Below are 23,712 nucleotides of genomic sequence, written 5' to 3'. Positions count from 1 at the left end.
CCGCCAGCCTAGGCCGAAGCCGGCTCCGGGGTGTGCCGGGGCCCTTACCGGGGGAGGATGCGCGCCGTGATCGTCGACTGTGCCATTTACCGGGAAGGGTGCCGCACGCAGGGCCCTTCCGACTTCTCCGACGCGCTCTCCGAGGCGCGGGCGGCCGGTGACGCCTTCCTGTGGATCGGGCTGCACGAGCCGACCGAGAAGGAGTTCGACCTCGTGACCACCGAGTTCGGGCTGCACCCGCTGGCCGTCGAGGACGCCCTGCGCGCCCATCAGCGGCCCAAGCTGGAGGTGTACGACGACTCGCTGTTCGCGGTGCTGAAGCCGGTGATGTACGAACCGGAGAGCGACACCGTGACGACGGGCGAGCTGATGGTCTTCGTGGGCGACTCGTTCGTGGTGACGGTGCGGCACGGCGAGGGCGCCCCGCTGGCGGCCGTGCGCGACCGTCTGGAGGCCGAGCCGCAGGTGCTCCGGCACGGTCCGACCTCCGTCCTGTACGCCGTCAGCGACGCGGTCGTCGACCACTACATAGAGGTCGGCGCGGAGCTCCAGACCGACCTGGAGGAGCTGGAGGCTGAGGTCTTCGCCCCCGTCGGCCGCGACTCGACGAACACCGCCGCGCGGATCTACACCTTCAAGCGGCAGGTACTGGAGTTCCGCCGCGCGACGGGGCCGCTCGCCCAGCCGATGCTGCGGCTGTCGAGTCCCGGTCTGCCGTTCGTCGACGAGCACGCGCAGCCCTTCTTCCGGGACGTCAGCGACCACCTGACCCGCGCGAACGAGCAGGTGGACGGACTGGACCGGCTGCTGTCGGACATCCTGTCGGCGCATCTGGCGCAGATGAGTGTGCGGCAGAACGACGACATGCGGAAGATCTCGGCATGGGCCGCGATGGCCGCCGTCCCGACGATGGTCGCCGGTGTCTACGGCATGAACTTCGAGCACCTGCCCGAGCTGAGGTGGATGTGGTCCTATCCCACCGTGGTCCTGGTGATGGTGCTGTGCGAGATCGGCCTGTTCCGGCTGTTCAAGCGCCGCGGCTGGCTCTGACGGGCGGAGCCGGGCACGGCGGGCACCACCGCGCCCGCCGGAACGCCGCGGGGCGGTCGCGGCAGCCGCGCCGACGGGGCTGCCGCGGCGGGCGCAGCCGCGGCGCCGCTCAGACGACTCCGGCGGCGGATGTCGCGGCCCCGCCCAGCGCGTCCCGCCGCTCCGGCATCGTGAGGCTCACCGTGCGCCGCCAGCCGCCGAGGCGCTCGTACGCGTACATGGCCCGGATGCCCGCGGCGAGTACGGCGGACTTGACCTTGGGCCACTTGAGGATGCGGCCCATGTGGGCCATCACGGCGAGGCTCACGTCCCGGTAGACGCGGCTTTCCGCCATGGCGCACTCCCGCAGGACGCGCTGGATCGTACGGCCGTGGCCGGCGCGGGCCAGCCGCAGGAGCTCCTCGTGGCAGTACGAGAGGTGGTTCTCCTCGTCGTGGCAGATCATCCTGATCGGCCTGCCCGCCTCGGGATGGTCGCCGAAGTACTTGACCAGCATGTCCATCTGGTCTGCGGCCCGCTGTTCGGTCACCCGGCTGTGCGAGAGGTAGACGAGGATGTCCTCCTCGGTCAGCGGCTCGTCGCGGCGGAGCTTGTCGTGGGCGAGGCCGATGCCGCGCTGTTCGAGCCGCATCGTGTAGTCGGTGTCGGGCGGGACCGGGACCGGTTCGAGCTGCCGCTTCTTGAGCAGGGCCTCGAAGAGCCGGCCGTGCTTGTCCTCGTCAGCGCCGTGCCGGGTGATCTTCGGCGCGAGGTATCTCAGGCTCTCGGGCACCAGAGCCGCGATCCGGGCGTTCTCCCACCCGCCCTGACTCTCGCCACTGGCGGCTATGGAGCAGAAGAGCTGGAAGGAATCGTCGTTGTCGAGAATTTCCTGGAAGATCGTTCGGGCCGACAGCATCGCCTGATACCTCCGTTGCCTCCGGGCGGACGTCCGCAAAGAACAAGTCAAGAGCGGTACGGGACAGCAGGCAACAGGAGCGGCGGTCAACTCGGCCGGACGGATGAACACGGGGGTGGGAGGGGTGCGTAACCCCTCGGCGCCGTGAGGCGTTGTTGTGCATGACGGCCGTGGCGGGGAAGACCCCCGAGCCCCCACCACGGCCGCAGACTTCCTTCCGTTAGCGCCTTCCTTACCCGTCCCGCGCGGCTACGCCAGACCGGCGAGCTCCAGGGCGTCGGCGCCGGCCCGCAGGGCGGTGATCCGCTCGTCGAGAGTGAAGCCGGCGGGAGACAGCGTCAGCGTCGTCACCCCGGCGGCGGCGTACGCCTGCATCCGCTCGGCGATCCGCTCCACGGAACCGAGCAGGGCCGTCTGCTCGATCAGCTGGTGCGGGACCGCCGCTGCGGCGCCCTGCTTGTCGCCGGACAGGTACTTGTCCTGGATCTCGGCGGCTTCCTTCTCGTAGCCCATGCGCTGCGCGAGCTGGTTGTAGAAGTTCTGCTTGCGGCTGCCCATGCCGCCGACGTACAGGGCGGTGTACGGGCGGAACATGTCGGCCAGCGCGCTGACGTCGTCGCCCACCGCGAGCGGCAGGGTGGGACACACGTCGAAGCCGTCCATGGTCTTGCCGGCCTTCTCGCGGCCCGCGCGGATGTGGCGGAGCGCGGTGTCCTCGATGTGCTCGGCGGAGGGGAAGATGAGCAGCGCGCCGTCCGCGATCTCGCCGGTCTGCTCCAGGTTCTTGGGCCCGATCGCCGCGATGTAGAGCGGGATGTGCTCGCGCTGCGGGTGGACGGTGAGCTTCAGCGGCTTGCCGGGGCCGTCGGGCAGCGGCAGCGTCCAGTGCTCGCCCTGGTACGACAATCGCTCGCGGGTCATGGCCTTGCGGACGATCTCGACGTACTCGCGGGTGCGGGCCAGCGGCTTGTCGAACTTCACGCCGTACCAACCCTCGGAGACCTGGGGTCCCGAGACGCCCAGGCCCAGGCGGAAGCGGCCGCCGGAGAGGGAGTCGAGGGTGGCGGCGGTCATCGCGGTCATGGCGGGGGTGCGGGCGGGGATCTGGAAGATCGCGGAGCCGACGTCGATGCTCTCGGTCTGGGCGGCCACCCAGGAGAGCACGGTGGCGGCGTCCGAACCGTAGGCCTCGGCGGCCCAGCAGACGTCGTAGCCGAGCCGGTCCGCTTCCTGGGCGACGGCGAGATTGTCGCCGTCCATCCCAGCGCCCCAGTAACCGAGGTTGATGCCGAGCCGCATGCCGCTCCCCTTACTGATCAGTAACGTCCCTGTGTCCGGGACTCTAGCGCGCGGCGGCGAGATCCGTCAGGGGGCGGGCCTGTCCACAGGACTTGTCCACAGGTCTCCTGCCGCCGGGCCCCCGGCCAGTAATCTCGCGGCCATGGAGCAGAGGCATCTCGGCCGCACGGGCCTGCGCGTATCGAGAATCGGGCTGGGCACCCTCACCTGGGGCCGGGACACCGACGAGCACGACGCCGCCGACGTGTTGAAGGCCTTCTGGGACGCGGGCGGCACGCTCGTCGACACGGCGGACGTGTACGGGGACGGGGAGGCGGAGTACCTGCTCGGGCAGCTCGTGGAGCGGCTCGTTCCGCGACGGGATCTGGTCATCGCGACCAAGGCGGGCAGCGTGCCCGATCCGGACCGGCGCTTCGACGGCTCACGCGGCCATCTGCTGGCGGCGCTCGACGCGTCGCTGGAGCGGCTCGGCACGGATTACGTCGACGTGTGGCAGGTGCACGCGTTCGACGCGGCGACGCCGCTCGACGAGACGCTCCAGGCGCTGGACATCGCGGTCGCCAGCGGACGGGCGCGGTACGCGGGGGTGTCCAACTTCTCCGGCTGGCAGCTCGCGAAAGCCGCCACCTGGCAGCTCGCGGCGCCCGGCGTACGCACCCGGCTGGCCAGCACACAGATGGAGTACTCCCTGCTCCAGCGCGGTGTGGAGCGCGAGGTGCTGCCTGCCGCGCTCGACCTGGGGATCGGGCTGCTGCCGTCGTCGCCGCTCGGCCGGGGTGTGCTCACGGGCAAGTACCGGCGCACTGTTCCGCCGGACTCGCGCGGCGGCTCGGAGCACCTCGCCGGGTTCGTCGCGCCGTATCTGGACGACGCCGCGAGCCGCATCGTGGACGCGGTGGCGACGGCCGCGGACGGTCTCGCCACCACCCCGCTCCAGGTGGCGCTCGCATGGGTCCGCGACCGGCCCGGCGTGGTCGCCCCGCTCGTGGGCGCGCGCAACGCGCGGCAGCTCGCGGCGGCATTGTCAGTGGAGGCGCTTAGTCTTCCAGACGAGATCTGCCGGGCTCTCGACGACGTGTCGGCGCCCGTGCACCGCTATCCCGACCAGGACTGGAGCACGCTGTGACTGCGCTTCCCCGGGGGGCGAGCCCCGGATCCCCGGCCGGCCCCCGCGACACGACCGCGGCGGCCGGCACCGAGCCTGTCACCGGGCCGGCGGTTCCGGCACCGGCACCCGCCGGGAACGACGGGAAGCCGCACACCGAGAGCGCCACCACGGCTCCGGCGGCCGGCCCCGGAGCCGGCCAGGAGGCCGGGACCACCGGCGATGCGACCGGGTCCCCGGCGGACGCGACTGAGGACGCAGGTACCGAAGTGCAGCACGACGACAGCCCGGAGCCCTCCGAGGACGGTCCCCGGGCCGACGCGCCGGACCCCGAAAACCGCTCGGGCGGCGCCGGGGAGAACCTGGCGGACGCCGGGGAGCCGTCCGCCGGTACCGGGGAGCGCGTGGCTGAGGGCCACGACGAAGACGCGGCCGAGCTCGCGCAGCCGTCCGCCCGGGTCGGTGACGAGCCGGTCGCAGCCTCAGCCGGTCCCGTCGGGGAGGGCGAGAGCGAGGGCGAGGGCCCGGAGCCTTCGGCCGGTGCCGGTGAGGGTTCGGCGGACGAGGGAGCGACGGCCGCCGGCGGCGAAGGCGCGGCCGGTGTGCCGCAGTTGTCCGAGGCCGAGGCCGAGATCGCCGCTCAGCGGGCGCTGCGCGAGCGGATCGAGCGGCGCAAGGCGGAGAAGACCGCGCCCGTGGAAGCCGGGGCCAAGCTGAGCGGTCAGGCCGCCGATCTGCTGGCGGCCGTACGGGCCGTGGAGAGCGGCGCGAAGTCCGGGGACGCGTTCTTCGCTTCCCCGGCGCCCGCGCCGCGCCGCGTCGCGCCCGCTCCGGCCCCCGCTGCCGCGCCACCGCGGGCCGCCCCGGCGGCCGGGTCCGTCGCCCCTCCCGCGGAGGCGGTGGCTTCCGTACGGGCCGTGCTGGCCGAGGGCGGTGCTCCCGAGACACTCGCCGGGTCCGTCGCGGGCGCACTCGGGGAGCAGGCCGGACAGGTCCTGCGCGACGACCCGTGGCAGCTGCTGGCCGTACCGGGCGTGCGTCCCGAACAGGCCGACGGATTCGCGCGCGCCCTGCTCGGCGCGGAGTGCGGCCCCGGTGACGAACGCCGGACGGCGGCGCTGATCGGCTGGCTGCTGGAGCGGGCAGCGGTCCAGGGCCACACCGCCCTGGAGTCGGGCGCCGTCCGCGAGGCGCTGGCCGGGTACAAGGTGCCGGACCCGGACGAGGCCGTGCGGCACGCGGTCGCCGAGGGTGTGGTGCTCGTCTTCCAGGACAGCGGCAAGGACGGCGGCGCCGCCGAGGACGCCGACAGCGACGAGCCGTTGGAGGTGCTGCTGGGACTCGACCGGTATGCCCTCGCCGAGGAGAGCCTCGCGGACGGCCTCGCCCGGCTGGCCAGTACGTTCGACAAGGAGGCGGCCGGGGCGGGCGACTGGGACCCGGGCCCCGTCCCGCCCTCCGCCGCCGAGCTGATCCGGGCCGTCGCGGCGAACGGCCTGGTCGCGCACACCGGCGGCGAGACCGCCCGCGCCGAACCGGCCGCGCTGGTCACGGTGGCACGCGCGCGCGGCCTGCGGGCGTACGCCGCTTCGCACAGCGCGGACGGCCGCCGCCGCCTGGCCGCCGCCGTCGACGAAGCGTCCGCCGCGGTCACGGTCTCCGGTCTGCTGGCCGGTACGGAGGGCCCCGGCCGCGACGAGGACGGCCTGTTCGCCCTCGATCTGCTGGTCGTCCTGGACGCGCCGCAACTGGACGTGGAGACGGCGGCGGTCCTCGTGGAGTCGCTGGCGGACGGCACCAGGCTGGTCCTCAGCGGCGACCCCGGCGTGCTGTCGTCCGCCGGTGCGGGCCGGGTCTTCGCCGATCTGCTGGCCGCCCGCGCGTGCCCGCACATCGTTTCGCGTACGCCCGATCCGGGCCCCATCGGCGAGCTGGTCTCCGGAATCGGGATCGGCGAGCTGAACCAGGTCGAGGCGCCGGGCAAGGAGGTAGTGATCGTGCCCGTCCGCGACGCGGGCGAGGCCATGCACCGTACGGTCCAACTGGTCGCCGACTCCGTGCCCCGCGCCTTCGGGGTGTCCACCGCGCAGACCCAGGTGATCACACCGGGGCACGGCGGCTCGGCGGGCACCCGCGCCCTGAACGCCGCGCTCAAGCAGCGGCTGAACCCCGGCCCCGGCCGGTTCGGCGGCTTCGACCCCGGCGACCGGATCGCGTACGTCCCGGCGCCCGGCAGGACCCTGCCCGGCACGGTCCTCTCGGCGGACTCCGAAGGTCTGCACCTCGACTGCGAGGGCACACCCGTCGTCGTACCCAAGGACCGGGTGGAGACCGCCATACGGCACGCCTGGGCACTCACCGCACACCAGGCGACCGGGATGCGGTGGCCCGCCGTCGTGGTCGTCCTGCCCGGCGACGCCGCCCAGGCGCTGACCCGCCCGTGGATCTACACCGCGTTCAGCCGCGCGGAACGGCACCTGTCGGTGGTCCACGGTGTCGACCAGGCGCTGCCGCGCGCGGTGACCGGAATCCCTGACCGGCCGCGCACCACGCGCCTGCGCACACTGCTCCAGCCTCCCGCCGAGCAGCCGGCCGAGGAGGCCGCCCTCTAGGCGGGCGGGTCCGGGCCGAGGCCGGGCCGACGGCCTGGGCCCGGCCGCCGGCGCCGCCCAGCCCCGCCCAGCCCCGCCCAGCCCCGGTCAGCCCTGGTCGGGACCGTCGGCCTCGTCGAACTCGTCGTCGAAGACCGAGCTGACGTCGAAGCGGCACACGACCCGCTGCGGATCGGCGTGCTCGAACGGGGCGTTCAGCCACTCCCCCGGCTCGGGCAGGTCGTCGGCGGCGGCGACCCACAGCGTGGAGTCGCCCTCCTCCAGGCCGAATTCCTTGTGCCGCGAGGCGATTTCGTCCGGTTCGTACTCGCCGAAGAGCACGCCGAGTGCGGCATGGACGCTGCCGCCGACGAGCGCCACGGCATTGCCGCGTTCCTCGGCGTCGATGTCCGTGTCGACCTCGACCTCGATCTCCGGCGCGTCGATGTCAGGGTCGGCATCGGCGATCCGCTGCGCCTGGGCGAGCAGGCGCTGCGTCTCGACCACCGCGTAGTCGCGGCGGATCAGTACGCTCACCGCGTTGGGCTCCTCGGGCCCGGTGTACGGGGGCAGAGAGTCGTCGGACCCGGGAATCTCGAAGGGGGTGACCTCGTCGTAGCGGTCGTAGAGCCGCTCGTCGTACGCCTCGGCGGCCGCGGCAAGCTCGTTGAACGCGTCGTACACGGCGGGGTCGTCGTCCCCGGTGCGGCGTTCGACCGCGTCGAGGTGACGGTCGAGCGCGGCTTTGACCGCCTCGGCGGCGGCGCGTACCTCGGCAGCAGTGGGCTGCGCAGCATCAGACATAGTGCAGACGCTATCCGTACCGGGGCTCTGCCCGCACAACAGATACGCATCCGACGCCGAGGCGGCCTGCCCCGATCGCAGGCTCATCCTTCTGATCAGGCAAAACGCCTCTCTTCCCCTCCCCAACGCCACACAGTCGTTGCTCACCTCGGCCGGGCTCCCCGCCGACCTGCCCGCGCGGGGCGCAAGCCGGCAGCCATAAGGCCGGACATCCAGGGCATTTGCGGCCTGCCAGGCTTGACCAGGATTTTTACCCTTTCAATCCCGTTGCTCCGCTCAGTCGCTCCCCGCACAATGGACGCGATGCCGGAATACGAATTTGTCGACGTGTACGTCCCTCGCGGGGTTTCCCGCAAGGAGGCGACCCGTCTGCTGACGGACCATGCCGAGTACGGACACTGGGAGTTGGACCGACTGAGTCTGCGCCGTGACGGCAGCCGCCGCGTGCGGCTGCGCAGGCGCATCATCCGACAGGTACGAGCCACCTGGTGAAGACGGAGCGGGCCCCGCGATCGCGGGGCCCGCTCCGTTTCCCGCGCCGGCCCTGCCGGCGCGGGTCTCCTGCCCTACGCCGCCGAACGGGACCGGCGGTACAGCACCGCACCGGCCAGCAGCAGCCCCGCACCCGCCGGGATCACCACGCCGAGCGGAGCGCCGGCGCCGGTCTCCGCGAGCGCCTCGAGCCCCTTGGGCTGGGTGACGGTCTGGATGTCCGGGCCGTCCGGGCTGCCCGGCTCACCGGGCGCCGCGGGCTCGTCCGGGTCCGCGGGCACGCCGGGCTCCGTGGGCTCACCCGGTTCTCCGGGCTCTCCCGGCTTGCCGGGCTCCGTGGGCTCCGCCGGCTGGCCAGGCTTGCCGGGCTCTCCGGGCTTCCCCGGCTCCCCGGGCTTGCCGGGCTCTCCCGGCTTCCCCGGCTCCCCGGGCTTCCCCGGCTCTCCCGGCTTGCCCGGAGGCTTCCCGGTCGAGTCGTTGGCGCACTCGTTGCCCGTGGCGGCGTTGCCGAGGCCGCCGACGGTGACCGTGTTCCCGCAGGCGTTCACGGGCGCGTGGACCGGTGCCTGGACGTTGTTGCCCGAGCCGACGCCGGGCGAATCGCTCGTACGCCCGTCCGCGGACGAGCCGCCGCCGTGGGTCCTGCCGGGCTTCGAGCCCTTCGAGTCGTTGACGCAGCTGTTGCCCATGGCGGGGTTGAGCACCCCGACCACGTTCACGGTGTTGCCGCACACATTGACCGGGACGTGGACGGGAGCCTGCACGGAATTCCCGGAGAGTACGCCCGGGGAATCCGACGCGGATCCCTCGGCCCCCGAACCGGCGTGCGCGTTTCCGCCGCCCATGGCCAGCAGACCACTGGCGGCCGCCACGGTGATCAGGCTCTTCGTCGTTACCTGCCGCATTGGTACGTTCCTCTGCCTCTTGCCTTCACCGAATGCCCGCGAACGTTGTGCCGGCCGCGGGCCGACTGCCCAGCGGCCCCGGAGTGCATGGAGCGCACTCCGGGGCCGCCCGGGACTCAGACCCTTACGGGTTCATGCACAACGTCACTTGTTGACGCAGGTGTTGCCGAAGGCGGGGTTCAGCAGCCCGATCACGGAGACCGTGTTACCGCACGCGTTCACCGGCACGTGGATCGGGGCCTGGACGACGTTGCCCGAGAGCACGCCGGGGGACTTGACAGCAGCACCCTGGGCACCCGAGTCGGCGACGGCGATGCCCGCGCCGGCGAGAACCAGACCACCAGTGGCAGCCGCAGCAGCGACGACCTTCTTGATCATTACTTTTCCTCCTTGTTGGCAACGAATGCGATCCCAGCCGCGGACCGCACACCTTGTAACGAAGGGAAAGTAATGGGGCTACTAGCCTATGGTCTCATTCACTCTTTTCAGTCAAATAGCACGTCCGGCCGATTAGTTGGAAAGTCGTTTCAGCACTTGTCGGTTCAGCGGTCGCCGGTTCAGCAGTTGTCCAGGAAGCGGTCCAGGACCCGTACGCCGAACTTCAGCCCGTCCACCGGAACCCGCTCGTCCACGCCGTGGAACATCCCGGCGAAGTCCAGCTCGGGCGGCAGCTTCAGCGGTGCGAAGCCGAAGCAGCGGATACCCAGGTCGTCGAAGGACTTGGCGTCGGTGCCGCCGGAGAGCATGTACGGGACGGCCCGCGCGATGGGGTCCTCGGCCCTGAGCGCCACCTGCATCGCGTCGACGAGGCTCCCGTCGAAGCTGGTCTCCAGCGCCTTGTCGCCGTGCACGTCCTCGCGCCGCACGCGCGGGCCGAGGATCCGGTCGAGGTCGGCGAGGAACTCGTCCTCGTACCCCGGGAGGAAGCGCCCGTCGACATGCGCGGTCGCCTGCCCGGGGATCACGTTCACCTTGTAGCCCGCGCCGAGCATGGTCGGGGCGGCGGAGTTGCGCAGCGTGGCGCCGACCATCTTGGCGATGCCGCCGAGCTTGGCGAGCGTCGCGTCCATGTCCTCGGGGTCGAGGGGGGTGCCGAGCGCGTCGGAGAGCTCGTCCAGGAAGGACCGTACGGTCTTGGTCACCCGCACCGGCCACTTGTGGCGCCCGAGCCGCCCGACCGCCTCGCACAGCTCGGTGATGGCGTTGTCGTTGTTGGTCATCGAGCCGTGACCGGCCGTACCGTCCACAGTGAGCCGCATCCAGTGCATGCCCTTCTGCGCCGTCTCGACGAGATACAGCCGCAGGTTCTCGTTGACCGTGAAGGAGAAGCCGCCGACCTCGCCGATCGCCTCCGTGACGCCCTCGAAGAGCCCCGGGTGCTTGTCGACGAGATACCGCGCCCCGTACGTACCGCCCGCCTCCTCGTCGGCGAGGAAGGCCAGCACCACGTCGCGCGGGGGCTTGCGGCCACTGCGCATCCGCTCCCGTACGACCGCGAGGGTCATCGCGTCCATGTCCTTCATGTCGACCGCGCCCCGGCCCCACACGCAGCCGTCCGCGATCTCGCCCGCGAAGGGGTGGTGCGTCCAGTCCTGGGCGTTCGCCGGTACGACGTCCGTGTGCCCGTGGATGAGCAGGGCCGGCTTGGACGGGTCCTCGCCCTCGATCCTGGCCACGGTGGAGGCCCGCCCCGGGTGGGATTCGAAGATCTGCGGTTCGAGCCCCACCTCGGCGAGCTTCTCGGCGACGTACTCCGCCGCCGCCCGCTCCCCCGGTCCGGAGTGGTCTCCGTAGTTGCTGGTGTCGATCCTGATCAGGTCCCGGCAGAGGTCGGTGACCTCGTCCTCGCCCGAGACCGTGCCGGCCCTGCCTGCCGTCTTCGACTCGCTCACGCTGCTTCCTCCCACTGGCTGTGCTGGTGGTCCCCCTCATCCTCCCGCTGCCCCGCAAGGGGGTGTGATCAGGGGGTCTGAATGTTTGCTATGGTTTTCCACGTCGGAACGGCCCAGGGCCGCGAGACAGACACCTTGTCCGGGTGGCGGAATGGCAGACGCGCTAGCTTGAGGTGCTAGTGCCCTTTATCGGGCGTGGGGGTTCAAGTCCCCCCTCGGACACCAGCGAAGAACCCCCAGTCGAACTGGGGGTTCTTCCGTTTTCCGGGCCCGTCTCAGTGGCCTCTGGTGATCCACTCCTGGAGGTGCGGGGCCTCGGCCGCGACGGTGGTCCCGTCGCCGTGGCCGGTGCATACCCGCGTCTGCGGCGGCAGCGTGAGCAGCCGGTCACGGATCGAGTCGACGATCGTCGGGAAGTGCGAGAAGGAGCGGCCCGTGGCGCCGGGGCCGCCCTGGAAGAGGGTGTCTCCGGTGAAGACGGTGGCCAGCTCGGGGGCGTACAGGCAGACCGCGCCGGGGGCGTGGCCCGGGGTGTGCAGGACGGTCAGTGCGATCCCGGCGACGGTGAGGACCTGGCCGTCGGCGAGCTCCCCGTCGGGGGTCCGGTCCGGGTGGGTCTGCTTCCACAGCGGCAGGTCGTCGGGGTGCAGGAGGACCGGCGCCCCGGTGGCCTCGGCGAGGGCCGGGGCGGCGTCGATGTGGTCGTTGTGGGCGTGGGTGCAGACGATGGCGCGCAGCGTACGGCCACCGAGCACGGCGGCGATGGCCCGGGCGTCGTGGGCCGCGTCGATGACGATCGCCTCGGTGTCGTCGCCGACGATCCAGACGTTGGTGTCGACGTCCCAGGTGCCGCCGTCCAGCGAGAAGGTGCCCGAGGTGACCAGGTGGTCGATGCGTGCGGGTGCGGCCGTCATGAGAACTCCACCACCGAGCGCAGTACGTCGCCCTCGTGCATGCGCGCGAACGCCTTCTCGATGTCGCCCAGGCCGATGGTCTCGGTGACGAAGGCGGCGAGGTCGATACGGCCCTCCTGGTGCAGGTCGATCAGCATCGGGAAGTCGCGGGAGGGCAGGCAGTCGCCGTACCAGGACGACTTCAGGGACCCGCCCCGGCCGAAGACGTCGATGAGCGGGAGGTCGAGCCGCATGTCGGGGGTGGGGACGCCGACGAGGACCACGGTGCCGGCCAGGTCACGGGCGTAGAACGCCTGCTTGTACGTCTCCGGGCGGCCCACCGCCTCGATGACGACGTCGGCGCCGAATCCGCCGGTGAGCTCGCGGACGGCCTCGACTGGGTCGGTGGAGCGGGAGTTGACGGTGTGGGTGGCGCCCATGGTGCGGGCGGTCTCCAGCTTCCGGTCGTCGATGTCCACAGCGATGATCTTCGCCGCGCCCGCGAGCCTGGCGCCGACGATCGCCGCGTCCCCGACGCCGCCGCAGCCGATGACGGCGACCGAGTCGCCCCGGCCGACCTGGCCGGTGTTGATGGCGGCGCCGATGCCCGCCATGACGCCGCAGCCGAGCAGGCCCGCGACGGCGGGCCGGACGGACGGGTCGACCTTGGTGCACTGTCCCGCCGCCACCAGGGTCTTCTCGGCGAACGCGCCGATGCCGAGTGCCGGGGACAGCTCGGTGCCGTCGAGCAGCGTCATCTTCTGCCGGGCGTTGTGGGTATCGAAGCAGTACTGGGGGCGCCCGCGCAGACAGGCCCGGCACCGGCCGCAGACCGCCCGCCAGTTGAGGACGACGAAGTCGCCGGGGGCGACCTCGGTGACGCCTTGGCCGACCGACTCGACGATGCCAGCGGCCTCGTGGCCGAGGAGGAAGGGGAAGTCGTCGTTGATGCCGCCCTGTTTGTAGTGCAGGTCGGTGTGGCAGACGCCGCACGCCTGGATCTGCACGACGGCCTCGCCGGGGCCCGGGTCGGGGACGAGGACGGTCTCGACCCGCACCGGCTCGTTCTTCCCCGGTGCGATCACCCCTTGGACCTGCTGTGTCATACGTGAACTTCCTTCCTCGCGCGTCGAGTACGGGCACCGCTTTGGCACCGTACTCGCTCTACAGACCGGCGTCGTAGACCTGCCGTCCGCCCACGTAGGTGCGTGCCACCCGGGTCGCGGCGATCTCGCCGGGGGGCGCCGCGTACGGGTCGCGGTCCAGTACCACCAGGTCGGCCAGGAATCCGGCGCGGACGCTGCCGGTGTCGTCGAGGTGGTTCACGTGGGCGGAGCCCGCCGTGTAGGCGGTCAGGGCGTCGGTCAGGCCGATGCGCTGCCCGGGGATGAAGACCGGTCCGGTGCCGCCGGGCTCGACGCGGTTCACGGCGGTGTGGATGCCGTGCAGCGGCTCGGGGCTGCTGACGGGCCAGTCGCTGCCCGCCGCGAGGGTGGCGCCGGAGCGCAGCAGGGCGGCGAAGGGGTACTGGTGGCCGGCCCGTTCCGGGCCGAGGAACGGGATGGTCAGCTCGTCCATCTGCGGCTCGTGCGCGGCCCACAGGGGCTGGATGTTGGCGGTGGCACCGAGTTGCCGGAAGCGGGCGATGTCGTCGGGGTGGACGACTTGCAGGTGGGCGAGGTGCGGGCGGGTGTCGCGCCATCCGTTGGCGGTGCGGGCCGCTTCGACAGCGTCCAGGGCCTCGCGTACGGCGCGGTCGCCGAGGGCGTGGAAGTGGGCCTGGAAGCCGAGGGCGTCGAGCTCGGTGACGTACCGGCGCAGGTCGGCGGGGTCGATGAAGCTGGTGCCGCGGTTGGCGGTGGGGCAGCCGCAGCCGTCCAGGTACGGGGCGAGGAGCGCGGCGGTGCCCGTCTCGGCGACTCCGTCCACCATGATCTTCACCGATCCGGCGCGGAACCGGCCGTGGCTCAGCTCCGCGCGTCGGGCTAGGAGTTCGGGGATCTGTTCGGCGCCGCGTTCGCGGTCCCACCACAGGGCGCCGGCGACGCGGGCGGTGAGGGAGCCGTCGCGGGCGGCGGTGAGGTAGGCGTCGGCGGGGTCGTCCATCGCGCCGAAGGAGCCCACGATGGCGTCCTGCCAGGCGGTGACGCCGTACGAGTGGAGCAGTCGCTGGGCCCGGAGGAGTGCGGCGAGCCGGTCGGCGGGCGTGGACGGCGGGACGAGGCGGGCGACCAGCTCCATGGCGCCCTCCTGGAGGAGGCCGGTGGGCTCGCCGCTGCCGTCGGCGGCTCGCTCTATGCGGCCGTCGGCGGGGTCGGGGGTGGTGCGGTCGACGCCGGCGAGTTCCAAGGCGCGGCTGTTGACCCAGGCACCGTGGTGGTCGCGGTTGGGGAGGTAGACGGGGCGGTCGGGGACGACGGCGTCGAGCAGGTCCTTCGTGGGCGCGCCCGCGTCGAACGCCTCCATGGACCACCCGCCGCCGGTGATCCACTCCTCTTCGGGGCGGGCTTCGGCGTACGCGCGTACGGCGGCCACTGTCCCGGCAGCCGTACGCGCGGCCGTCAGGTCGCAGTGGGCCAGTTCCAGACCGGCCGCCACCGGGTGGATGTGGGCGTCCTGGAAGCCGGGGAGCAGGAGTTTCCCTTCGAGGTCGACCACTTCGGTCTGGGGGCCGATGAGGTCACGTACCTCGTCGTGGCCGACGGCGGTGACGCGGTCGCCGGTGACGGCGACGGTGGTGGCGCGGCTGCGGGCGGCGTCCAGGGTGAGGACGGGGCCGCCGGTGAAGACGAGGTCGGCGGGGGTGTGGCGCATGGGTGGGTTCCTTAGAGGGGGTTGGCGGGATTGGTGTGGGGTCAGACGGACAGGGGTACGGCGTCCGGGTCGGTTCCGCGTCCGGTGACGAAGTAGGGGGACTTGCGCACCCACTTCGCCCAGGCCGCCGCGACGAATCCGCTCAGCACCATCACGGCGGGGCACGCGAGCATGAACCAGCCGTTGTCCGCGCTGATTTCGAAGTGGTCGGCGGAGGTGTAGAAGGTCCAGCAGAGGTAACCGCCGAGGGCGAGCAGTACGGCCGCGCTGAGCACCGGCACCACGACGACGCGCGGTGTGGAGCGGAAGCGCGCGGCGGCGGCGAGCGCGGTGAGGGCGTAGTAGAGGGAGACGACGACGCCGATGGCGTTGACGGAGGCCAGGATCACGTCGGCGATCTTCGGGAGGACGAGGGAGAGGAACGCGACGGCCGCGGCGACGCAGCCGATCGCGACCGTGCCGGCCGCCGGGGTTCCGTACCGCGGGCTGATCCGCTGCCAGAGCGGGCCCATCGTACGGTCGCGGCTCATCGCGAACATGCCGCGCACGGTGGGGATCACGCCGGCCTGGAGGGAGGCGACGGCGGAGAAGGTCAGCGCGATCAGCGGGAGCGCGGCGAGCGGCTGGTCGGCGAGGCGGTCGCCGAAGAAGGTGAGGCCCTGGGCGCCGTTGCCGGCGAGTTCGTCCCTTGACAGGACGCGCTGGAAGGCGAAGGAGCCGAGCAGGAAGAGGCCGAGCATGGTGAAGAGGGTGATCAGTCCGGCTCTGGAGGCGTCCTGCGGGTCGCGTACCTCCTCGTTGACGCTGAACGAGGACTCGAAGCCCCAGTAGCAGAAGACCGAGAGGAGGAGGCCCTGGGCGAGGGCCTGGCCGGAGGGGATGGTGAAGGGGTTGAGCCAGTCGAGGCTGAAGGGGTGCGGGCCGGCGACGAGTCCGTAACCGCAGAAGGCGAGCAGGACGGCGTACTCGAAGACGAGCAGGTACTTCTGGAGGTTCGCGGCCGTGCGCAGGCCGGTGACGGCGGTGAGGGTGACGGCGATCAGGACGAGGATGCCCAGCGCGGTCGACTGGGCGGTGGAGTCGGGGTCCAGGGTGAGGCCGGCGACGCCGCGTACGCCCGTCTCGCGGACGAGCTGGAGGAGGGCGGAGCCGGTGACGGCGGTCGTGTAGGAGAGGAAGACGACCGTGGCGACGAGGCCGATCCAGCCGACGAGGAAGCCGAGCCAGGGGCTGAGGGAGCGCCCCACCCAGACGTAGCCGCTGCCCATGTTGGGCTCGGACCTGTTGAGCCGCGTGTACGCGCTCGCGATGCCGAGGACCGGCAGGAACGCCAGCAGCATGATGATCGGCAGGTGCAGGCCGACGACGCCCGCCGTGACGCCCAGGCCGATGCCGATGCTGGTGGTGGCGGCGGTGCTGGAGGCGGCGATGGCGAAGCCGTCCATTACGCCGAGGGTCCTGGTGAGCGTGCCGGGCGCGGGCGGGCCGCTGCCGTACGGGGTCTTCGATGACGTCATCGCGGCTCCTTCACCGGGGGGCCACGACGGCCCCGATGGCGGCACATCGAACTCCGCCGGGCCTTCACACGTCAACAGTGTTGTCGTAACGTGCGCGGCATGAGTGAGCGAGTGGTGCCGGAGGAGGGGCGGCGGCGCAGGCGGCCCACCAAGCGGGGCACGGTGCTGTCCGAGGAGCTGATCGTCGCCACGGCGCTGCGGCTGATCCATGAGCACGGCGCGGCGGCGCTCACCGTGCGGCGGCTCGGGGCAGCGCTGGGGGCCGACCCGAGTGCGCTCTACCGGTACTTCCGGGACACCGACGATCTGTTGCTCGCGGTGGCCGACGAGCTGATCGGGCGTACGCTGCGGCGGTTCCGGCCCAGTGGGCGGTGGCGGGCCGATCTGCGGACGCTGGGGATGATGATGCACGCCGAGTACCAGGCGCATCCGCAGGCGGCGATGCTGACGTGCGCGCGGGTGACGGGGCGGGCACACGAGATCCAGGCGGTGGAGACGATCCTGGGGATCCTGCGCGGGGCCGGGTTCCCGGACGCGGAGGCGGTGCGGATCTACCACGTCTTCGTGGACCAGACGCTGTCGTTCGCGGCGCTGGACGCGGCGACGCTCGCGCTGCCGGCGGGGGCGCGGGAGGCGGAGGAGGCGGCGTGGCGGGGGACGTACGCGCGGCTGCCGGCGGACAGTCATCCGCACATCGCCGCGACCGCGCGGGTGCTGGTGGCGGAGATGGCGGGCAGCGGGTATCCGGCGGCCCTGGAGATGGTGCTGGCGGCGGCTCAGGCGCGGCTGGGGGCCGCCGCCTCCCCCGGCCCGCCCCGTCCCGGCGGCCGGGCACCCGTTTCGGGACGCCGGCCGGGCTGAAGCGCGGGGTCGCGGGACGCGGGGTGGTCGCGTGTGAGGGGGCACGTCCGGGGCGTGGAACGACCGCGCCGACGCGGCTCGGGAGGAGCGGCGTCGGCGCGGGGGGACTCGCGGGCCCCTCAGGGCGTGCGGGGCGCGTGTGGTGGGTCAGAGGGTTTCGCGCCCGGTCGCGACGGCGGCCACGCGCTTGCGCACCATGAACCAGCCGCCGACCAGCGCCGCCGCGATCAGCGGGAGGCACATCACGGTCGTACGGCCCACGCCGCCGCCCCACCACATCAGGACGACCACGGAGGCCAGGAAGGCCAGCGTCACGATCTGCGTGTACGGGGCCCACGGCAGGCGGTAGGACGGGCGCGTGACCCGGCCGTCCTTCGAGCGGTGCCAGAACAGCAGCGAGCAGAGCATGATCATGCCCCAGGTGCCGAGGATGCCGATCGACGCGAAGTTCAGCACGATCTCGAACGCCTCGCCCGGCATGACGTAGTTGAGACCCACGCCCAGGACACCGAAGCCGGCGGTCAGCAGGATGCCGCCGTACGGCACCTGGCCCTTGTTCATGCGGCCGGTGAACTTGGGCGCGGAGCCCGACAGCGCCATCGAGCGCAGGATCCGGCCCGTGGAGTACAGGCCCGAGTTCAGGCTGGAGAGGGCCGCCGTCAGCACGACGAGGTTCATGACGTCCGCGGCGCCGGCGACGCCGAGCTTGTTCATGACGGTGACGAAGGGGCTCTCGCCGCCGGAGTACGCCGTGTACGGGAGCAGCAGCGCGAGCAGGACGACGGAGCCGACGTAGAAGATGCCGACGCGCCACATGATCGAGTTGATCGCCTTCGGCATGATCTTCTCGGGGTTCTTCGTCTCGCCGGCGGCGACACCGCACAGCTCGACCGACGCGTACGCGAAGACGACGCCCTGGATGACCAGGAGCATGGGCAGCATGCCGACGGGGAACAGGCCGCCGCCGTCGCTGATCGTGGAGAAGCCCGGGGTGTGGCCGTCGAGCTGGTGCTGGGTGACGACCAGGTAGATACCGATGGCCATGAAGACGACCAGGGCGGCGACCTTGACGATCGCGAACCAGAACTCCATCTCACCGAAGTACTTCACCGAGATCAGGTTCGCGGTGAGGACGACGGCGAGGGCGATCAGCGCGAGGACCCACTGCGGTACGTCGCTGAACATGGCCCAGAAGTGGGCGTAGGTGGCGGCCGCCGTGATGTCGGCCACGGCGGTGGTCGACCAGTTGAGGAAGTACAGCCAGCCCGCCGCGAAGGCGCCCTTCTCCCCCATGAATTCACGGGCGTACGAGACGAAGGCGCCGGAGGACGGGCGGTAGAGCACCAGCTCGCCCAGCGCGCGGACGACGAAGAAGGCGAAGACACCGCAGACGGCGTACGCGATGGCGAGGGACGGACCCGCTCCGGCCATGCGGCCACCGGCGCCCAGGAAGAGGCCGGTGCCTATCGCGCCGCCGATGGCGATCATGTTGATGTGGCGGGACTTCAGGTCCTTGCTGTAACCCTCGTCACCCGCGTCGACATGTGGGGATGTCGATACGGGATCGGCGGGACCGGCGGGGGCCGCAGACAGTGTGCGGTCACTCATGCTGTTTCTTCGCCTTCATTTGGGGGTGCTGTGCGGTACCGGGCCGCACGATCGTGTTCAAGGTGGTCTCGACGTGTTCGAGGTGCGCGGCCATGGCCCGCACCGCCGCTCCTTCGGAGCCGCCGACGATCGCCTCTACGAGCGCCCGGTGCTCGAGGTCCGACTGGCGTCGTCGGTCCCCGAGCTGGTTCAGGAAGGTGGACTGCCGGGCAAGGGCGTCCCTGATCTCTTCGATGATCTTGCGGAAGACAGGGTTGCCCGAAGCCTGGGCGACGGAAATGTGGAAGAGCGTGTCCAGCGCCACCCAGGCGGTGGGGTCGGGCTCCTGCTCCATCTTCCCGATCAGGTGCGTCAGCAGGTCTACGTCGTCCTGCGTGCGACGGGTAGCAGCGTAACCCGCCACGGGGATCTCGACGTGCCGTCGCACTTCGATCAGGTCCCGGGCGGAGTACGCGCCGAAGACCGGGTTCTGGACCGGTCCGCCGGCCGCGACGTACGTGCCCTTGCCGGCCCGGGACACCGTGAGGCCGAGCGCCTGGAGCGCGCGCAGGGCCTCCCGTACGACGGAACGGCTGACCTCGAAGCGCTTTCCGAGTTCGGCCTCCGTGGGGAGCTTCTCGCCGACGGCGAGTTCACCCCGCTCTATGGCGTCCCGGAGGTGGGTGAGGACGGCTTCCATCGCGCTGATGCGCCGGGGTGCGCCGCCACCTGTCCGGCTGTCTGACAAGACCATGCGGAGAATGCTCGGAGGTCGGACATACAAGCGTCAAGAGTGTTCAGAGAGTTGATTTAAAGCAAACAAAAGGATAATGGGGCGGACATTACGGGCGCCCTACGGGGCCAGTACGTCGAGCTCCTGGAGCGCGCCGACCGCGATCTCACGGGTCAGCCGCTCCGCCCGCGGCGCGTCGCCTTCCCTTACGGCTTCGGCGACTTGGACGTGCAGGGTGACGGCCGCGGGGTCGGGGTCCTCGAACATCACCTGGTGCCTCGTGCGTCCGCTGAGGACTTCGGCCACCACGTCACCGAGGCGGGCGAACATCTCGTTGCCCGATGCGCGCAGGACGACGCGGTGGAACGCGATGTCGTGCACGAGGTAGGCGTCGAGCTGCCCGCCCCGCGAGGTCGCGACCATCCCGAGCGCCTCCTCGGTGAGTGCCGCGCACTGCTCCGGGGTCGCGAACCGCGCCGCGAGCCCCGCCGCCACAGGCTCCACGGCGGAGCGCAGCACCGTGAGGGAGCGCAGCTGGCGGGGGCGGTCGGCGCCGGCCAGCCGCCACCGGATGACCTGAGGGTCGTAGACGTTCCACTCCTCGGTGGGGCGTACCGTCACGCCCACCCGGCGGCGGGACTCCACGAGGTGCATCGACTCCAGGACCCGGATCGCTTCGCGGATCACCGTGCGCGACACGTCGAAGCGCTGGGCGAGCTCGTCCGTGCGCAGCACGCTGCCGGGCGGGTACTCACCGGCGGTGATCGCGGGACCGAGGCTTTCCAGCAGCTGGGCGTGCAGCCCCCGGGGCTGGTTGGTCATGGGGCTCAGCCTACGGGGCGGCCGTCACGAACAAAAGTACGACGTTTATGTCACAGCCTCTTGAATACGTCGTACCTAATGGGTTTCAGTAGCGCGACGGACCGATGTCGATGAAGACAGCGAGGCACTCCACTCATGAACAGCCCCCACGTCGTCGTGGTGATGGGCGTGGCAGGGACCGGCAAGACCACCATCGGTCCCCTGCTCGCCGCCCGGCTCGGCGTCCCGTACGCCGAGGGTGACGACTTCCACCCGCCGGCCAACATCGCCAAGATGTCGGCCGGTACTCCGCTGGACGACTCGGACCGGTGGCCCTGGCTCGACGCGATCGGCGAGTGGGCCCACGGCAGGGCAGGGCTCGGCGGCGTGGTGAGCAGCTCCGCGCTCAAGCGGGCCTACCGCGACCGGCTGCGCGCCGCCGCCCCCCATGCCGTGTTCCTGCATCTGACGGGCGACCGTGCGCTGATCGAGGAGCGGATGCGGGAGCGCAGGGGCCACTTCATGCCGACCGCGCTGCTCGATTCGCAGTTCGCCGCCCTCCAGCCGCTCCAGGCGGACGAGGCGGGCGTGGCCGTGGACGTCTCGGGGTCTCCCGAGGACATCACCGAACGAGCCGTCGCGGCCCTGCGCCGGCTCGACGACGACTTCAGAAAGTAGAGCCACCGTGACCAGTCTCAGCGTCGAGACGCTGGCAGCGGGCGCCGTCGAGCCGATCACCTCGGCGGGCAACGGCCAGTTGGGGATGGCAGTCCTCGCCGGCATCGCCGTCATCGTCCTGCTCATCACGAAGTTCAAGCTCCATGCCTTCCTGGCGCTGACCATCGGGTCGCTGGCGCTCGGGGCGTTCGCCGGCGCCCCGCTCGACAAGGCCATCACGAGCTTCTCGACGGGCCTCGGCAACACCGTCGCGGGTGTCGGTGTGCTCATCGCGCTCGGCGCGATCCTCGGCAAGCTGCTGGCCGACTCCGGCGGCGCGGACCAGATCGTCGACACGATCCTGGCGAAGGCGAGCGGCCGGGCGATGCCCTGGGCGATGGTGCTGATCGCCAGCATCATCGGGCTGCCGCTCTTCTTCGAGGTCGGCATCGTGCTGCTGATCCCGGTGGTGCTGCTCGTGGCCAAGCGCGGGAACTACTCGCTGATGCGGATCGGCATTCCCGCGCTGGCCGGCCTGTCCGTCATGCACGGGCTGATACCGCCGCACCCCGGTCCGCTGGTCGCGATCGACGCGATCGACGCCAACCTCGGCCTCACCCTGGGGCTGGGTGTGCTCGTCGCGATCCCGACCGTGATCATCGCGGGGCCGCTGTTCTCCAAGTACGCCGCCCGCTGGGTGGACATCCCGGCGCCGGAACGAATGATTCCGCAGCGTCCCTCCGAGGACCTGGAGCGCCGTCCCGGCTTCGGCGCGACCGTCGCCACCGTCATGCTGCCGGTCGTACTGATGCTGGCCAAGGCACTCGTGGACATCGTCGTGGACGACCCCGCGAACGGCGTGCAGCGGGTCACGGACGTCATCGGTTCGCCGCTGATCGCGCTCCTCGCCGCCGTACTGGTGGGACTGTTCACGCTGGGCCGCGCCGCCGGGTTCACCAAGGACCGTCTCTCCTCGACCGTCGAGAAGTCGCTCGCCCCGATCGCGGGCGTGCTGATGATCGTCGGCGCGGGCGGCGGCTTCAAGCAGACGCTCATCGACGTGGGCGTCGGCCAGATGATCCTGGACTTCTCCGAGGACTGGGCCATCCCGACGCTGCTGCTGGCTTGGCTGATCGCCGTCGCCATCCGGCTCGCGACGGGTTCGGCGACCGTGGCCACCATCTCGGCGGCCGGTCTGGTCGCCCCGCTCGCCGCCGACATGTCGGCGTCGCACGCGGCCCTGCTGGTGCTCGCCGTGGGCGCGGGCTCGCTCTTCTTCAGCCACGTCAACGACGCGGGGTTCTGGCTGGTGAAGGAGTACTTCGGCATGGACGTCGGGCAGACGATCAAGACCTGGTCGGTGATGGAGACCATCATCTCCGTGGTCTCGCTGGGCTTCGTGCTGCTCCTGTCACTCGTCCTGTAGATCAGGACGGTCTTTCAACTCCCGCGCCCACAGCGGGTGTTCCTCTTCCGCCCACGCGCGGTCGACAGTCCCGGTGCGCATGCCGCGCCGGGACTCCGGCCGCGTCAGGGCCATGCCGATGTGCCCGGCGATCACCAGGCCCATGGCGAGAGCGAGCCAGTCGTGGACGAAGGTGGCGCTCGTACGCCACACCAGTGGCGCGAGGTCCGTGAACCACATCAGCAGTCCGGTGCCGAGCATCACCAGTACGGCGCCGGCGATCCACGCGGCGTACAGCTTCTGGCCGGCGTTGAACTTCCCGGCGGGCTGGGACGCGGCACTCGTGTCGCGCCGCAGCGCTGCCCGCAGCCACTGCCGGTCGTGCGGCCCGAACCGGTTGAGCCTGCCCAGGTCGGAGCGGAAGGCACGGGAGGCGAGGCCGACCAGGAAGGGCGCCGGGATCAGCAGCCCGGACCACTCGTGCACGGTGACCACGAGGTGGCGCCGGCCGACGAGTTCGGCGAGCTGGGGTACGTACAGACAGGCCGCCGTCGCGACGCACAGCAGCACCAGGCCGGCGGTGGCGCGGTGCACCCAGCGCTCGGCGCGGGTGAAGCGAAGCAGGCGGGCGGGGAGTTCAGACCGTAGGAGCATCGTCGCGTCCGTTCGAGCGGCCGACCCACGCGTCGACGTCATAGCCGCGCTCCTCCCAGTACCCGGGCCGGACCTCGCGGGTGACGGTGATGCCGGAGAGCCATTTCGCCGACTTGTAGAAGTACATGGGAGTGACGTACAGCCGCACCGGGCCGCCGTGGGCGTGCGTGAGCGGCTTGTCCCGCATGCGCAGGGCGACCAGTACGTCCTCGCGGCCGGCCTGCCGGAGGGTGAGGCTCTCGCTGTACGTACCGTCGAAGCAGGTGAAGCGGACGGCCCCGGCCTCCGGCTTGATACCCGCGGCGGCCAGCAGGCGTGACAGCCGCACACCCTCGAAGGGCGTGTCCGGGACCCGCCATCCCGTGACGCACTGGACGTCGCGCACGAGGCGGGTCTGCTCCATCGCCCGCAGGTCGTCGAGGGTGTACGTCGCCGGCCGGTCGACCAGGCCGTCGATCGTGAGCCGGTAGCTCTCCGGGCCCTTGCGCGGTACGGAGGAGGCGACGGAGTAGTAGCGGAAGCCGCCGCCGTTGGGCAGGAGGCCGGTCAGGCCGGTGGGGTCCTTGTCCGCGGCGGAGCCGAGGAAGGCTTCGAGCCCGTTCTGGAGGTACGGCGCGGTGGCCAGGCCCGCGGCGCCGAGGCCCAGCATGCCGAGGACGAGCCGACGGCCGACGGGAGCGCCGCCGCTGTCCGGGCCGGCCGGTGGTTGAGGAGTCACACGACAATTCGAACACCCGCGGCCTCCGAGGGCCAG

Annotated in this window: 22 protein-coding genes and 1 tRNA gene; 8 read left to right on the top strand and 15 right to left on the bottom strand. The window is 71.5% G+C overall.

What is annotated here, in order from left to right; genetic code table 11:
• Positions 1–57: 57 nt before the first annotated feature.
• Positions 58–1,050, top strand: a complete 993-nt coding sequence (gene corA / locus AS594_RS27635; protein WP_069935472.1) for a magnesium/cobalt transporter CorA — start codon at positions 58–60, stop codon at positions 1,048–1,050.
• Between the two features lie 109 nt (positions 1,051–1,159).
• Here corA and AS594_RS27630 read toward each other — a convergent pair whose 3' ends face one another.
• Positions 1,160–1,948, bottom strand: a complete 789-nt coding sequence (locus tag AS594_RS27630; RefSeq protein WP_069929554.1) for a hypothetical protein — start codon at positions 1,946–1,948, stop codon at positions 1,160–1,162.
• Between the two features lie 249 nt (positions 1,949–2,197).
• Positions 2,198–3,247 (bottom strand): LLM class F420-dependent oxidoreductase, encoded by a 1,050-nt coding sequence (locus tag AS594_RS27625; protein ID WP_069929553.1) that lies wholly within the window; start codon positions 3,245–3,247, stop codon positions 2,198–2,200.
• A 142-nt stretch (positions 3,248–3,389) separates the two neighbouring features.
• On the opposite strand from AS594_RS27625, the gene AS594_RS27620 reads away from it, so the two are divergent.
• Positions 3,390–4,373 carry an aldo/keto reductase gene (locus AS594_RS27620; RefSeq protein WP_069929552.1) on the top strand — a complete coding sequence of 328 codons (984 nt, stop codon included), beginning with the start codon at positions 3,390–3,392 and terminating at the stop codon, positions 4,371–4,373.
• A 248-nt stretch (positions 4,374–4,621) separates the two neighbouring features.
• Positions 4,622–6,964, top strand: a complete 2,343-nt coding sequence (locus AS594_RS27615; RefSeq protein ID WP_107358048.1) for a helix-hairpin-helix domain-containing protein — start codon at positions 4,622–4,624, stop codon at positions 6,962–6,964.
• A gap of 87 nt (positions 6,965–7,051) precedes the next feature.
• On the opposite strand, the gene AS594_RS27610 is transcribed toward AS594_RS27615, so the two are convergent.
• Complete coding sequence (locus AS594_RS27610; RefSeq protein WP_069929551.1) at positions 7,052–7,747, bottom strand: hypothetical protein; 696 nt, start codon at positions 7,745–7,747, stop codon at positions 7,052–7,054.
• Positions 7,748–8,050: 303 nt separating this feature from the next.
• Here AS594_RS27610 and AS594_RS27605 point away from each other — a divergent pair, with 303 nt between their 5' ends.
• On the top strand, positions 8,051–8,239 hold the full coding sequence (locus AS594_RS27605; protein ID WP_018535088.1) for a DUF5703 family protein: 189 nt from the start codon (positions 8,051–8,053) through the stop codon (positions 8,237–8,239).
• Between the two features lie 74 nt (positions 8,240–8,313).
• Here the strand turns inward: AS594_RS27605 and AS594_RS27600 are convergent, their stop codons facing one another.
• From AS594_RS27600 to AS594_RS27590, 3 genes are all read right to left on the bottom strand, one after another.
• Complete coding sequence (locus AS594_RS27600) at positions 8,314–9,144, bottom strand: chaplin (protein ID WP_069929550.1); 831 nt, start codon at positions 9,142–9,144, stop codon at positions 8,314–8,316.
• Positions 9,145–9,288: 144 nt separating this feature from the next.
• A complete protein-coding gene (chpH, locus tag AS594_RS27595; RefSeq protein WP_069929549.1) occupies positions 9,289–9,522 on the bottom strand; it encodes a chaplin ChpH in 234 nt (77 codons plus the stop codon).
• 179 nt (positions 9,523–9,701) lie between these two features.
• Positions 9,702–11,036: a M20/M25/M40 family metallo-hydrolase gene (locus AS594_RS27590; RefSeq protein WP_069929548.1), complete on the bottom strand. Its 1,335-nt coding sequence runs from the start codon at positions 11,034–11,036 to the stop codon at positions 9,702–9,704.
• 137 nt (positions 11,037–11,173) lie between these two features.
• Between AS594_RS27590 and AS594_RS27585 the strand changes: the two genes are divergently transcribed.
• Positions 11,174–11,261, top strand: a tRNA-Leu gene (locus AS594_RS27585).
• A 50-nt stretch (positions 11,262–11,311) separates the two neighbouring features.
• Here AS594_RS27585 and AS594_RS27580 read toward each other — a convergent pair.
• Genes AS594_RS27580 through AS594_RS27565 form a run of 4 tightly spaced genes read right to left on the bottom strand, consistent with a single transcriptional unit; the run spans position 11,312 to position 16,260 of the window.
• On the bottom strand, positions 11,312–11,950 hold the full coding sequence (locus AS594_RS27580) for an MBL fold metallo-hydrolase (RefSeq protein WP_069935471.1): 639 nt from the start codon (positions 11,948–11,950) through the stop codon (positions 11,312–11,314).
• On the bottom strand, positions 11,947–13,035 hold the full coding sequence (locus AS594_RS27575; RefSeq protein WP_069929546.1) for an S-(hydroxymethyl)mycothiol dehydrogenase: 1,089 nt from the start codon (positions 13,033–13,035) through the stop codon (positions 11,947–11,949). Before AS594_RS27575 ends, AS594_RS27580 begins: the two co-directional genes overlap by 4 nt.
• A 58-nt stretch (positions 13,036–13,093) precedes the next feature.
• The gene (locus AS594_RS27570) at positions 13,094–14,743 is read right to left on the bottom strand and encodes an amidohydrolase (RefSeq protein ID WP_069935470.1); all 1,650 of its coding nucleotides are present in this window, start codon (positions 14,741–14,743) and stop codon (positions 13,094–13,096) included.
• A gap of 41 nt (positions 14,744–14,784) precedes the next feature.
• The gene (locus tag AS594_RS27565; RefSeq protein ID WP_069929544.1) at positions 14,785–16,260 is read right to left on the bottom strand and encodes an APC family permease; all 1,476 of its coding nucleotides are present in this window, start codon (positions 16,258–16,260) and stop codon (positions 14,785–14,787) included.
• Positions 16,261–16,359: 99 nt separating this feature from the next.
• Between AS594_RS27565 and AS594_RS27560 the strand changes: the two genes are divergently transcribed.
• Positions 16,360–17,121, top strand: coding sequence for a TetR/AcrR family transcriptional regulator (locus AS594_RS27560; RefSeq protein ID WP_069929543.1), 762 nt, complete (start codon positions 16,360–16,362; stop codon positions 17,119–17,121).
• A 147-nt stretch (positions 17,122–17,268) separates the two neighbouring features.
• Here AS594_RS27560 and AS594_RS27555 read toward each other — a convergent pair whose 3' ends face one another.
• From AS594_RS27555 to AS594_RS27545, 3 genes are all read right to left on the bottom strand, one after another.
• Positions 17,269–18,729 carry an amino acid permease gene (locus AS594_RS27555; protein WP_069929542.1) on the bottom strand — a complete coding sequence of 487 codons (1,461 nt, stop codon included), beginning with the start codon at positions 18,727–18,729 and terminating at the stop codon, positions 17,269–17,271.
• Complete coding sequence (locus AS594_RS27550; protein WP_079148760.1) at positions 18,722–19,462, bottom strand: FadR/GntR family transcriptional regulator; 741 nt, start codon at positions 19,460–19,462, stop codon at positions 18,722–18,724. Before AS594_RS27550 ends, AS594_RS27555 begins: the two co-directional genes overlap by 8 nt.
• 99 nt (positions 19,463–19,561) lie before the next feature.
• Positions 19,562–20,263, bottom strand: a complete 702-nt coding sequence (locus AS594_RS27545) for a FadR/GntR family transcriptional regulator (RefSeq protein ID WP_069929540.1) — start codon at positions 20,261–20,263, stop codon at positions 19,562–19,564.
• A gap of 135 nt (positions 20,264–20,398) precedes the next feature.
• Here AS594_RS27545 and AS594_RS27540 point away from each other — a divergent pair, with 135 nt between their 5' ends.
• Positions 20,399–20,920: a gluconokinase gene (locus AS594_RS27540; protein WP_069929539.1), complete on the top strand. Its 522-nt coding sequence runs from the start codon at positions 20,399–20,401 to the stop codon at positions 20,918–20,920.
• Between the two features lie 7 nt (positions 20,921–20,927).
• Complete coding sequence (locus AS594_RS27535; RefSeq protein ID WP_069929538.1) at positions 20,928–22,325, top strand: GntT/GntP/DsdX family permease; 1,398 nt, start codon at positions 20,928–20,930, stop codon at positions 22,323–22,325.
• Here AS594_RS27535 and AS594_RS27530 read toward each other — a convergent pair.
• Positions 22,311–22,958 carry a cytochrome b/b6 domain-containing protein gene (locus AS594_RS27530; RefSeq protein WP_069935468.1) on the bottom strand — a complete coding sequence of 216 codons (648 nt, stop codon included), beginning with the start codon at positions 22,956–22,958 and terminating at the stop codon, positions 22,311–22,313. The two genes, AS594_RS27535 and AS594_RS27530, sit on opposite strands and share 15 nt — an antisense overlap.
• Positions 22,942–23,607, bottom strand: a complete 666-nt coding sequence (locus AS594_RS27525; protein ID WP_079148885.1) for a molybdopterin-dependent oxidoreductase — start codon at positions 23,605–23,607, stop codon at positions 22,942–22,944. The genes AS594_RS27530 and AS594_RS27525 overlap by 17 nt, the downstream gene beginning before the upstream one ends.
• Positions 23,608–23,712: the final 105 nt, after the last annotated feature.

This window comes from Streptomyces agglomeratus (assembly GCF_001746415.1).
GTDB lineage: Bacteria > Actinomycetota > Actinomycetes > Streptomycetales > Streptomycetaceae > Streptomyces > Streptomyces agglomeratus.
The sequence above is the reverse complement of the archived record's forward strand: the minus strand, read 5'-3'. Positions and strand labels throughout refer to the sequence as shown.